This window comes from Salegentibacter profundi (assembly GCF_054121475.1).
Window position 1 is genome coordinate 174,319 of record NZ_JBSYGG010000003.1, and the last position, 12,363, is coordinate 186,681.

The 12,363-nt window shown below is 36.8% G+C and carries 13 protein-coding genes and 1 tRNA gene; 7 read left to right on the forward strand and 7 right to left on the reverse strand.

What is annotated here, in order from left to right:
- Positions 1 to 38: 38 nt before the first annotated feature.
- Both rpe and ACW6NC_RS05795 read left to right on the forward strand, forming a co-directional pair.
- Positions 39 to 701, forward strand: a complete 663-nt coding sequence (rpe, locus tag ACW6NC_RS05790; RefSeq protein WP_457864302.1) for a ribulose-phosphate 3-epimerase — start codon at positions 39 to 41, stop codon at positions 699 to 701.
- Complete coding sequence (locus ACW6NC_RS05795) at positions 688 to 1,674, forward strand: YpdA family putative bacillithiol disulfide reductase (protein WP_457864303.1); 987 nt, start codon at positions 688 to 690, stop codon at positions 1,672 to 1,674. The genes rpe and ACW6NC_RS05795 overlap by 14 nt, the downstream gene beginning before the upstream one ends.
- Before the next feature lies 1 nt (position 1,675).
- On the opposite strand, the gene ACW6NC_RS05800 is transcribed toward ACW6NC_RS05795, so the two are convergent.
- Entirely contained in the window at positions 1,676 to 2,026 is a 351-nt protein-coding gene (locus tag ACW6NC_RS05800) for a DUF488 domain-containing protein (protein ID WP_457864304.1), read from the reverse strand.
- A gap of 68 nt (positions 2,027 to 2,094) precedes the next feature.
- Positions 2,095 to 2,460 (reverse strand): hypothetical protein, encoded by a 366-nt coding sequence (locus ACW6NC_RS05805; RefSeq protein ID WP_457864306.1) that lies wholly within the window; start codon positions 2,458 to 2,460, stop codon positions 2,095 to 2,097.
- 349 nt (positions 2,461 to 2,809) lie between these two features.
- On the opposite strand from ACW6NC_RS05805, the gene ACW6NC_RS05810 reads away from it, so the two are divergent.
- The 4 genes from ACW6NC_RS05810 to arsB are packed head-to-tail and all read left to right on the forward strand — an operon-like array spanning position 2,810 to position 5,285.
- Positions 2,810 to 3,277 (forward strand): DUF6428 family protein, encoded by a 468-nt coding sequence (locus ACW6NC_RS05810; protein ID WP_457864307.1) that lies wholly within the window; start codon positions 2,810 to 2,812, stop codon positions 3,275 to 3,277.
- A gap of 18 nt (positions 3,278 to 3,295) precedes the next feature.
- The gene (locus tag ACW6NC_RS05815; RefSeq protein ID WP_457864309.1) at positions 3,296 to 3,631 is read left to right on the forward strand and encodes an ArsR/SmtB family transcription factor; all 336 of its coding nucleotides are present in this window, start codon (positions 3,296 to 3,298) and stop codon (positions 3,629 to 3,631) included.
- A 9-nt stretch (positions 3,632 to 3,640) separates the two neighbouring features.
- Positions 3,641 to 4,267: an arsenate-mycothiol transferase ArsC gene (locus tag ACW6NC_RS05820; protein ID WP_457864310.1), complete on the forward strand. Its 627-nt coding sequence runs from the start codon at positions 3,641 to 3,643 to the stop codon at positions 4,265 to 4,267.
- Complete coding sequence (gene arsB / locus ACW6NC_RS05825) at positions 4,254 to 5,285, forward strand: ACR3 family arsenite efflux transporter (RefSeq protein ID WP_457864311.1); 1,032 nt, start codon at positions 4,254 to 4,256, stop codon at positions 5,283 to 5,285. Before ACW6NC_RS05820 ends, arsB begins: the two co-directional genes overlap by 14 nt.
- 91 nt (positions 5,286 to 5,376) lie before the next feature.
- On the opposite strand, the gene ACW6NC_RS05830 is transcribed toward arsB, so the two are convergent.
- The 5 genes from ACW6NC_RS05830 to ACW6NC_RS05850 form a co-directional block, all read right to left on the reverse strand.
- On the reverse strand, positions 5,377 to 6,720 hold the full coding sequence (locus tag ACW6NC_RS05830) for a GntP family permease (protein ID WP_457864312.1): 1,344 nt from the start codon (positions 6,718 to 6,720) through the stop codon (positions 5,377 to 5,379).
- A gap of 11 nt (positions 6,721 to 6,731) precedes the next feature.
- Entirely contained in the window at positions 6,732 to 8,624 is a 1,893-nt protein-coding gene (gene gndA / locus ACW6NC_RS05835) for an NADP-dependent phosphogluconate dehydrogenase (protein WP_457864314.1), read from the reverse strand.
- A 466-nt stretch (positions 8,625 to 9,090) separates the two neighbouring features.
- Positions 9,091 to 10,044, reverse strand: coding sequence for an alpha/beta fold hydrolase (locus tag ACW6NC_RS05840; RefSeq protein WP_457864315.1), 954 nt, complete (start codon positions 10,042 to 10,044; stop codon positions 9,091 to 9,093).
- Positions 10,045 to 10,722: 678 nt separating this feature from the next.
- Positions 10,723 to 10,796, reverse strand: a tRNA-Arg gene (locus tag ACW6NC_RS05845).
- 59 nt (positions 10,797 to 10,855) lie between these two features.
- On the reverse strand, positions 10,856 to 11,308 hold the full coding sequence (locus tag ACW6NC_RS05850) for a GatB/YqeY domain-containing protein (protein WP_457864316.1): 453 nt from the start codon (positions 11,306 to 11,308) through the stop codon (positions 10,856 to 10,858).
- Between the two features lie 132 nt (positions 11,309 to 11,440).
- Between ACW6NC_RS05850 and ACW6NC_RS05855 the strand changes: the two genes are divergently transcribed.
- Complete coding sequence (locus tag ACW6NC_RS05855) at positions 11,441 to 12,340, forward strand: alpha/beta hydrolase (protein ID WP_457864318.1); 900 nt, start codon at positions 11,441 to 11,443, stop codon at positions 12,338 to 12,340.
- Positions 12,341 to 12,363: the final 23 nt, after the last annotated feature.

The following is a 12,363-nucleotide window of genomic DNA, read 5'->3' on the forward strand; positions in this document are numbered from 1 at the left end:
CTTGTTATTTTTGTGGGCATATTTACAGCACAACACTTATGACAACAAAACTTATCGCCCCATCTATTCTAGCAGCCGATTTTGGCAATCTTCAACGTGACATTGAAATGGTTAACCAGAGTGATGCCGACTGGTTTCACATAGATATTATGGATGGTGTTTTCGTTCCTAATATTTCCTACGGAATGCCGGTATTAAAAACGATCAACGAACACGCTCAGAAAACTATCGATGTTCATTTAATGATCGTAGATCCAGACCGTTACATCAGTGAATTCGCAAAACTGGGAGCCGACAACCTAACTGTACATTATGAAGCCTGCACACATTTGCATCGAACTCTTCAAGCCATTAAGGCAGAAGGAATGAAAGCGGGAGTAGCCATCAATCCTCATACCAGTGTAGATTTATTACAGGATGTGATCCAAGACATAGATCTGGTTTGTTTGATGAGTGTTAATCCTGGATTTGGAGGACAAAGCTTTATTGAAAACACCTATAAAAAGGTCCAGCGATTAAAAGAAATAATCATCACCCATAACGCAACCACTCTTATTGAAATCGATGGCGGTGTAACCGATAAAAATGCTGCACGATTAATTGAAGCAGGAGCGGATGTTTTGGTTGCCGGAAGTTTTGTGTTTAAGGCTAAAAATCAAATTGAAACTATTAAAAATCTAAAATTAATTGCAAACTCCTGAGGAAATTTTTGATGTGATCATTATTGGCGGAGGCCCTATAGGGATTGCCTGTGGTCTTGAAGCCCAGAAAAAAAAGCTATCCTATCTAATTTTAGAAAAGGGATGCCTCGTAAATTCACTTTACCACTACCCTACCAAAATGACTTTTTTTTCTACCTCTGAAAAATTAGAGCTTGACAATATTCCCTTTATCAGTAATAATCCAAAACCGGTTAAAGCAGAAGCTCTAGAATATTATAGGCGAATTACCACCTCCAATAAACTCCATATCAATCTGTTTGAAAAAGTGATTTCGGTAGATAGTCCCGAAGAGGATTCACATTTTGTCTATACAGAAAAACAGACTTACAAGGCGAGAAATGTCGTTGTAGCTACTGGTTTCTACGACATTCCCAATTACCTCCACATTCCGGGGGAAAACCTACCAAAAGTAGCGCATTATTACCGAGATCCACACTTTTACGCGACTCAGAAAACCGTTGTGGTAGGAGCAAGTAATTCGGCTGTTGATGCTGCCTTAGAAATTTACCGTAAAGGAGGTGAGGTAAGTATGATTATTCGAAAAAAAGATATTGGCGAACGGGTGAAATACTGGGTCCGTCCAGATATCATCAACCGGATTAATGAAGGTAGTATAAAGGCTTTTTACAACTCACAGCTTATGGAAATTAAGGATAAGGAAGTGGTAATCAGCACTCCTAATGGAGAAATTACTCTTGAAAATGATTTTGTCTTACTATTAACCGGCTACAGACCAAATTTTGAATTCCTGAGAAAAATGGGAATTAAACTATCGGATGACCAAAAAAAAATACCTCAATACAATGACCTGACTATGGAAACCAATGTGAAAGGTATTTACCTTGCTGGTGTTATTTGTGGAGGAATAGAAACCCATAAATGGTTTATAGAAAACTCAAGGGTTCATGCTAAAATGATTATGGAAGATTTGGTCAATAAAAAGAAAGCCTAGTTTATAGATTTTCAAGATACCCTTTGAGCAAAACAGCATGATTCCTTTCTTCATCTTTAGCGCCGAATAAGAGTAAAAAGGTTTTTCGCTTATCTAATTCTTCAAGGTCCTTCTGAATCATTTCCTTTTTCTCTGATAATTCATGCTCATATTTTTTCCTGAATTCACTCCAGGAAATTTGTTTCTGGTGAAATTCTTTGCGCAAATTATTGCTAGGGGCCCACTCCTTAAACCAGAAAGCTAAATCGGCTTTTTCTTTTGAAATCCCTCGTGGCCACAGTCTATCTACCAAAATTCTAATAGCGCCTGACATATCTTTGTTTTGGTAAATTCGTGAAATTTCAATATTCATATAATAAAAATAAAAAAAGCGATTTCAAAGTAGGGTTTAAAATCGCTTTTTGTTAGGCAGCATTGTTCTTATCTACTCATTAGAATGACCTCCGAAGAGCTTAAAATCTCATTTCGGTTTAAAAGTTTTCCATAGAACTCCATATCACTCTGTGTATTCCTAAATGATTTATCCAGCCATTCCGAAGCCTTATGAACAGGAAATTTATAAACCTTTATTTCAGGATAAGTCTCTGGAGAATAAGATTCATCAATACCTATTTCAATATGTTTTTTCTCCTTATTATAATAGACATATTTCGCCAGGAAATTATGTTTAATAAGGCTGATAAATTCTTCCGGAAGACTCCCGCAATTTTCACACTCTTCAATGTATTGTTTTACAAGTTGCCTCAAGGAAGCTTTGATTTCATTCTCATTCAAATAGGAAGCCATAATTATAATTTTTTAGGTGTTAATTCAGAAGTAAAATTATGGGTTCAAGCCTAAGTTAAAAACAATTTATGCTGAGTTTAACGCACAATTCTAAATATTTCCAAATTAATACCCTTTAATTTTGAAGAATGAATAAACTTTTACCCTGATCTATCTTACTTTAACAGAATAAACAAAGGAAATTCTATATCAAGGTCTTAACGTAACATTAAGTGAGGATATTCTATTTCCATCATTTGGAATTGCGGTTAGTACTAAATTAAACTCTCAAAATTTCCATTTTATTTTTCATTAATTCAATATTAATCGTAATATTGCAATATTAAATTTTAATCTTAAAGACCTGTTTATGAAACTATCTCAAATAAAACAAGCACTGAAAAGCCTTGAACAGATTGCATTTCAACTACCCAATGGAGATTTGGTCCCAAAACACTTTCATGTTACCGAAGTTGGAAAAATCACCAAACATTTTATTGATTGTGGGGGTACCGTCCGAAAAGAAGAAGTGGTGAATTTTCAACTATGGAATGCCAACGATTATGACCACCGCTTACATCCAGAAAAATTAATGCATATTATTGAACTTTCTCAACGCACATTAAATATAGACGACCTGGAAATTGAAGTAGAATATCAGGGGCAGACAATTGAAAAATTCAGTTTGGATTTCAATGGCACCAACTTTTTACTCACAACAAAGCAAACCGATTGTCTGGCTAAAGATAACTGCGGAATACCTGCCGAGAAGTTAGTTAATACCTTCAATGAAACTACCAATTCCAACTGCTGTGCTCCGCAAAGTAATTGCTGTTAAAAAATAATCATAATTGATATGGGAGTTACAAAATCAGATTTATTTTCCACCACTCAAAATGAATTAGCTACCTATGCCAAAGTATTCGCACATCCGGCACGTATAGCTATTCTCCAATATTTACTGAGGGCCGATACCTGCTGTAACACACACCTGGTGGAGGAATTAGGCTTGGCCCAAGCCACCATCAGCCAGCACCTAAAAGAATTGAAAAACCTTGGAATCATTCGGGGAACAGTGGAAGGGGTTTCGGTTAACTATTGTATAAATCCGGAAAAATGGCAACAAATCAAAGATAAGTTCACACAATTTTTTGACAGCTATGATCCTAACAGTTTCTTCTCTTGCAAATAAATATATATTATGATTTTCAGAAAAATCAGAGACACAATAGAATCATTGGATTTAAAAACAATTCCATATTCCAGAAAAGCAGAATTAGCTCCCCTTATTGAATTCATAGATTGTAAAACCAAAAACAATGAGGAAATTCGATTAAATTTTATCTGCACACATAATTCCAGAAGAAGCCATTTAACTCAAATATGGGCCCAGGTAATGGGTAGTTATTTTAATATTGAGAGGCTAAGCTGCTACTCTGGCGGAACCGAAGCTACCGCTATGTTTCCGGGCGTTTGTCAGACCCTGGCAGAACAAGGGTTTAGCATTTCTCAGATTTCTCTGGAGAAGAATCCAGTTTATGCAATTAAATTCGCTCCCAATTCCCATCCAGTAATCGGTTTTTCGAAAACATATGATCATAATTTTAATCCAGTTTCCTATTTTGCAGCAATCATGACCTGCTCCCAAGCTGATAAAGGCTGTCCCTTTATTCCTGGAGCAGAAAAACGGGTTCCGATTACCTATGAGGATCCTAAATCTTTTGACGGCACCCCGCAAGAAAAAGATAAATACCGAGAGCGCAGCCTTCAAATTGCTACTGAATTATTCTATGTCTTTTCAAAAATTAAAGAAGATGCCTCAAACTAAAAAACAAATCCCTTTCTTTGAGCGCTACCTAAGCCTGTGGGTTGCCCTTTGTATTGGGACCGGAATATTAATTGGCCATCTATTAGGCGACAAGATGCAGGTTTTAGCTGATGTGGAGCTTTACAATGTAAATATTCCAATCGCCATCCTCATCTGGTTAATGATCTACCCAATGATGCTTCAAATTGATTTTAGCAGTATCAAAGATGTTAGTAAAGCTCCAAAAGGCCTAATCCTAACCTTAATAGTTAATTGGTTGATCAAACCATTTACTATGGCCTTTTTTGCCTGGATATTCTTTGAACACCTGTATTCTGCCTGGATTGAACCCGAAATGGCTGGAGAATATATTGCAGGAGCAATTCTCCTGGGTGTCGCGCCCTGTACAGCCATGGTTTTTGTCTGGTCTTATTTAACAGATGGAGATCCCAATTATACCTTGGTGCAGGTATCGGTTAACGATTTGATTATTTTAATAGCATTTGTACCCCTGGTAGGACTCTTATTAGGGATAACCGATGTCGAAATTCCCTATAATACCTTGTTGGCCTCTATTTTAATTTTTGTTGTAATTCCCCTGATAGCAGGGGTTTTTACCAATAAAAAACTCATAAGAAAACATGGCGATGAATGGTTTAAAAATTATTTTTTACCGAAATTAAAACCTGTGAGTATATTGGCACTTTTGCTAACCCTGGTTTTACTATTTGCTTTTCAGGGTCCTAATATTTTAAATAATCCAATAATCATCTTACTCATTGCTATTCCGCTTATAATCCAATCCTATTTTATATTTTTTCTTACTTGGTTTAGTGGCAGAAAGCTAAAATTACCTCATGCCATATGCTCTCCCGCCTCTATGATAGGAACAAGTAATTTTTTCGAATTGGCTGTCGCAGTCGCCATCGCTTTATTCGGACTTCAAAGTCCGGCAGCTCTGGTAACAGTGGTTGGTGTTCTGGTGGAAGTACCAGTCATGCTAAGCCTGGTAGCATTAGCCAACAAATGGAGATATTAGACTTTCAACGATTTATATTTATTACTTCGCCGTTTATAGAATGAGTAGCTAAATATACCAGGTTTTAGGAACATAAAACGCCCTTCACGATTTATATTAAATACCAAAAACAAAGGGAAGTAACGAATCCGGTAATTGCAATTAAACTAGTCATGACAGTCCAGGACTTAAAGGTCTGCTTTTCAGTTAAACCAAGATACTGACCTACCAGCCAAAATCCACTGTCATTTACATGAGAAAGAATACTTGCACCAGAGGCAATAGCGATTACCAAAAGAGCAATTTGAGCTTGCGATAAATCTGCACCTACCAAAACAGGTGCCGTGATCCCGGCTGCAGTTATCATGGCTACCGTTGAAGATCCCTGTAAGATTCGTATTAGAGCTGAAACCACAAAGCCAAAAACCAATGGATTAAAAAATGTATTATTTAAAGCTTCTGCAATCATTTCTCCAGCCCCTGTATCAACTAGTACCTGTTTAAATGCCCCACCAGCACCCGTTAAGAGAATTATGACCCCTGCTGCCTGAAAGGATCTGGTAGAAATTTTTAAAAGATAGTGCCTTGTCATCCCCCTATTCACCCCTAGGAAATACCAAGCTATAAGATTTGCAATAATTAAAGCTGAGAAGGGATGCCCAACCAATTCGATAATATATAAAATAAGATCTGGAATAGCAGATTCACCAAAGAAAGGGCTATTCACCAAAGTGTTTAGTACAATGAGTAAAATTGGCGTTATAATAATCCACAAAATCATTCCTGGCGAAGGCACATTAGATATTTCCCCTTTCTTTTCGTCAAAAACTTTCGCTTCTACATGAATTTTTCTTGCAATAAACCTAGCAAATAAAGGTCCGCTAATTATTGCGGTAGGAATTCCTGTAAGGATTCCAAAAACAATTACCCAACCCAGCTCCACCCCCAGAATATCGGCCACGGCGATGGGTCCCGGGGTAGGCGGAATAAAAGCATGAGTTATAGCAAGACCTGCCAGTAATGGTAAAGCATATAACAATAAGGACTTTCCGGTTCGCCTGCTAAGGGCATATGTTACCGGTACCAGGATAATAAATGCCACATCAAAAAACACTGGAATAGCCACTACAAATCCGGTTAGCATCATAGCCCAGGGGGACTTCTTATCTCCGGTTTTCTTCAGCATATAAGCAGCAAGAGATTGGGCTCCACCAGAATGCTCAAGAATAGCTCCAAATAAAGCACCTAGACCAACCACAGTTGCTACAAAGCCTAAGGTACTCCCCATTCCCTCCTGAATACTACTTAAAATATCTGAAGCTGGCATACCAGCAATAATTCCAACAGCTAAACAAACTAAGAGCAATGCCAGAAATGCCTGGATCTTTAATTTTAAAATTAAAAAAAGTAGAAGTGCGATACCTATGAAAACCGCCAGGAGTAATTGTATATCCATTAATTAAATTTTTACCATTTAGTATGAAAAAATTCTCCTCTGGCTTTGTCCAAACGCTCGTAGGTGTGAGCCCCGAAATAATCCCGCTGTGCCTGAATCATATTGGCTGAGCTTTGTGCAGAGGTAAAACTTAAAAAATAATTGAGTGCAGCAGACATTCCCGGCATCGGAACTCCTGCTTTTAATGCCTGAGTGGTAACAAGGATCAATTCATGCCGGGCATTTTTCATGAAATCGACAATTTTTGGATGAAGTAGCAAATGTGCTTCTTCATTTTCACGAAAAGATATTATTAAATCTTCCATTAAACCAGATCTGATAATACATCCGTTGGTCCAAATGCGGGAAATCTCAGAAAGATTAAGGTTCCAGGAGTATTCCTCAGAGGCTGTTTTGAGCATTTCAAAACCTATAGCATGATTGATTATTTGTTCAGCTTTAAAAGCTTGGTAAAGATTAGTTTCAATTTTTTCAAATTCCTCATTATCTGGGGCTGTTTTATACACACTCGATGCAACCACTCGTTGATCCTTTTTACTCGAAATTATTCTAGCCATCACTGAAGCGGTTATTGTGTCCAAAGACACGCCTAAATCCAATGCTGCCTCAGTGGACCATCCCCCTGTTCCTTTTTGTTTTGCTGCATCTAAAATTTTGTCCAGAAGAAATTCATCATTCTCTTTTTGCCTTAAAATTCCAATGGAAATTTCCAACAAGTAAGATCGCATATCTTTATTCCAATTATCAAAGATATCAGCAATTCTTTCCTGATCCAGTTGAAGGGAAAATTTCATAAAATGATACAATTCAGCAATAAACTGCATTTCAGCATATTCAATTCCGTTATGGATCATTTTTACAAAATGACCAGCTCCCCCCGGACCAATATAAGTACAACAAGGTTTACCATTTTTATCCTTCGCCGCAATCATTTCCAAAATTCCCCCAATTCGATTATAAGCTTTAGCTTCACCTCCAGGCATTATGGAAGGCCCCTTTAAAGCACCTTGCTCACCACCGGAAATCCCTGTTCCCAAAAACAGGATGCCTTTTTCCTTTAAAAGTTTTTCACGTCTCTCGCTATCTTTAAAATGAGAGTTCCCTCCATCAATAATTAAATCCTCCTTTTCCAGATAGGGAAGAAGATTCTCTATAACGATATCTACAATTTTTCCAGCATTTACCATCAGGATAATATTACGAGGGCGTGGCAAAGAAGCAACGAACTTTTCAGGGTCATCAAATCCTTCAAAGGTATAATCCTTAATATGTCCGGCCGCAAAATCTTTTGCAACATTCTCTTCCAAACCTTTTAAATGCCGATTAAAAACCGATACTTTAACCTTCCTTGAAGCCAAGTTCAAAGCAAGGCTTTTGCCCATCACGCCAAGTCCATAAACCCCAATCCGTAAGGTTTCATTATTTAATTTTCCCATAATTTGTTGTATAATTTTATCCAAAGGAGCCTCGGCATCAATATGTATCCCATAATTGGGGGGTTCTAAGGTCTCGAATTGGGAAGTAAGTAATTCAGGCTTAAAAAAATGACCTTTCCGAAGAATGAGTCGCTCTTTTATTACTTCAAAAGGAGAAAATAAATATATCCAGACTAGTTTCTCCTGAGGAATAGATTGAAGTCGTTTTCTGTAAATTTCTTTCAAGGCCGAGCAGGCAAGAATACAACCACCCTCTTGGTGCCACATTTTTATTCTTCTGGCAAGAATATTCAACCACTCTTCCCGATCTTTGTCCTCCAAGGGTGTCCCTGCTTGCATTTTTATCACATTCGCAGAGGTATGGTAATCATCAGCATCGTAAAAAGGAAGATTCATCTGCTGGGCTATTAATTTTCCGACTGTGGTCTTCCCAACTCCAGAAACCCCCATAACGATGTATACTGCCATTGATAGTAAATTTAAGACTGAAACTTACAATCTTCTGAGCCTAAATCCAACTTTATTATTGCTCTATTCCCCTTCCAGGTAGTCTAAAAAAGCATTCAAAAAAATTGTACCCTTCACAGTTGACATCAATTATTCTTTGATGAGCATTGCTATTTATTCTGATAAACAGTGAAATCTTGTACCTTTTTATAAGGCCAGTCAAGCTAATTAAAGTTTAAGATGGCTGATAAAAAATTCAAAAAGCTGAAATAGTTGGGGATAATTGCAAGGTTGGTTCTTCTAATAAAGAGCACACCAATAGCGACTGTAAGGTTTGATATAATATTTAATGGGCTTGTATTGGCTGTGTGTCATCCCGGATTTCAAAGTTCTGCATTTTCAGGGTTGAAAAGTTTACTTATTCCTCTCGTCTAACTTTTCAGCATCTTCCACCTCCTTCGTATGTTGATGCTGCCTGGCGAGCTTCTTATTCTAAGCCTTGTATTAAGTATTTTTCAAATAACTTTGGCTTATCTATCCAAGCATTGTGACCTGCATCAGGTATAATATTCAGGTGAATGTTCGGATATCCTTCAATAAGAGTTCTATATGTTTTACCATCGAAATCAAAAAAATCGAATGCTCCGTTTATGACTGTAGTTTTAGTTTTTTCGTTCATAACGCTTCTGTAATCGTAATCCCAATTAAACGTCTCTGACATCACAGAGGCATCTGGGTTATAATATGCCCTGCCTCCTTTTAACAGATTACTTTTCGTTAAGTCATAGATGTTGACTGCGGCAAATCTCAATCTCCAATAATCCGTTAAGTCTTTATGCGTCAACATTGACTTTCCAATGTCCTGAATCGATTTTATACTGTCAATCCCTTTATCTTTATAGGGCTGAGTAAATTTTTGAACTTCTTTTCTTGAGTTTAAAAAGTTAACCTGGTTATTCTGTCTATCGGAAAAAACGCTTTGTAAACTATCAGAACTCGGAATAAGGGCTCCTGCAAGAACTAAATTTGTCACTAAATTTGGATGTTGCTTGGTAAATTCCATGCCAATTAAAGTTCCCATAGAGTGACAGAAAAGTTTGACTTTTCTCAATTCTAATGCCTTTATTAATGCATATAGGTCACCCACATTTTTTTGAAAAGTGAGATTTTCTTTCTTTGTAGGAGATAATAAAGAACCTCTTTGGTCATACAAAACGAAATGAAATTTATTTTCTAAACCCTTAATGGCATCCATCATATAATTGTGATTTGCACCAAAACCACCATGGATTACAATTACTGTATCTTTTTCCGCGCCAATTTCTTTTACAAAAATTTCAACATCTTCTCTATGTAGATACCACTCTGCATAATTTTGGTCCTGGGCAAACAAAAAAGTAGACTGTAATACAACAAGAATAAAAAGTGTAAAGGTTTTCATCGATTGTTTTTATTTAAAGACGACATATTTCTGGTGATATTACATTGATTTTTTATGGGGGCCAAACTTAAGAGAATCCGGGGTTATTTTCAGTTTATGAACGGACTAAGACCTTCCCCCATTAAACTGAACCCTTTAACCAGCTGGTATTCGGGGAAACAATCATCAGCTTTTGGATATTTCTATTATTATCATTTTTGCCACAATTAAAGATTCAGCATCATTTTAATTTTGATGATGGTTTGATGAAATTGTTTTGTTTTCAATACAAGCTTCTCATCCAAAACAATGGATAAATAATTGCCTGGCCTTTTTCTTCCAAAATAAGAGATTTTACGCTTATATTTACTTTGTGGTTACCAGGAGTGACCGTTTACTTAAAGGCTGTTTTTGATTGTTTTTTGTCCTGAAAGAATACACCCAGAAAAAGATGAAAAATGTTTGTGAAGTACGGATTAGTATCGTCTTTAATTTTTTTTCATTTGAAAACGAAAGCTAAACCAATCCAATGTTTAGTCATTGATAATCAAACTGTAAATGTGTCGACAGAATAAAATTATGTTGATGATATAGGACAAAATATATAATAAAAGTCTCTCAAATAAAAATCTCTAAAAACATAAATCCCTGTAAATCATAGTATTTACAGGGATTTGATTTAATTTGAATTCTAAAAAGTGACCCCGGCAGGATTCAAACCTGCAACCCTCAGAGCCGAAATCTGATGCGCTATTCAGTTGCGCCACGGGGCCATTGATTTTCTCACTTTTATATTCTAGATAGGTATCTAGGTTCTGTGAGGAATTTATTCTTACTTACTCAATTTATTTTTTACAATAGTAGAGATCGTTCTACCATCAGCCTTTCCGGCTAATTCCTGGCTTGCCATTCCCATTACCTTGCCCATATCCTGCATTCCACTGGCACCGGTTTTTGCAATGATTTCATCTACCTTGGCTTCAATTTCTGCTTCACTTAACTGCTCTGGCAAAAATGATTCGATAACAGCAGCCTGTTTTTCTTCAGGTTCTGCTAAATCTGGCCTATTTTGCTCCCTGTAAATTGCAGCACTTTCTTTACGTTGTTTTACAAGTTTTTGCAAAAGTTTTAATTCTTCCTCTTCGGTTAAACCATTTTTTGCAGAGCTTTCCGTACTGGCCAATAAAATAGCACTTTTTACCGATCTTAAAGCCTCCAGTTTCTCACTATCTTTAGCTTTCATAGCAGCTTTCATCTCTGCCATTACTTTCTCCTGTAAACTCATAGCCAATTAATCTCATTTCCGCAAAGGCGGAAATCTTATTTGAGCAGCGAATATAAAATATTAAAATTAAAATCGCTACTTATTCTCCCTGCAAAATTAAGTATCTTGAAGGCATTTTAAAATATTTCCAGTATGAAAGATTTGTTTTTTATTGGCATTTTGCTGTTAAGTTTTTCAATTTCAGCGCAACAGCGATTTATAGATGATTCATTCCGGGTTGAATCTCCTAAAACAAAAATCTACGCAAAAAAAGATGGTGAAGCATTAAAGCTGGATATCTATCAACCTGAAAATGATACAATGCAAAAAAGACCACTTATCATTTTCATGCACGGGGGAGGATTTTCAGGGGGAAGCCGTACTAACCCCAATGAAGTTGAATTCGCAAAAATTGCCGCGAGAAAAGGATATGTAGCGGTACAAATTTCCTATCGACTAACACGAAAAGACAAGTCTTTTGGCTGTGATTTCGAGGCAGATGGTAAAATACAAACTTTCAGGCTGGCCGCCGAAGATTTTTTGGATGCTGTAAATTTTTTAGTATCAGAAAAAGAAAACCTTAGGATAGATCCGAAAAAAATTATTGTTGGTGGCAGCAGTGCCGGTGCCGAGGCCATACTCAATTCAGTTTATAATGAACGCTTAATGTTTAAAGACCTGGGGAGTTATGATAATTTTAAATTTGCCGGAGTATTCTCCCTGGCTGGAGCTATTGTCGATGCCAGATATATTACTCATATTAATGCCATTCCCGGTGTATTTTTTCACGGGACAAAAGACCACCTGGTGCCATATGCTACCGCCCCGCATCATCAGTGTGATCGCAACAGCCCTGGATATATTGTATTAGATGGATCACGAACCATCACGCAGAAATTAAAGGACTTTGGTACTTCGTATATGCTTTATAGCTTTGAAGGTGGTAAACATGAACACGCAGGAATGCCTTTTGAGTATTTCCCTGAAATTTTTAAATTTTTCCACCAGGTTTTTCTAAATAATGAAAATCAGCAAATCGAAATTTTAAAATAATTGTTGTCCTATCATTACAGTTA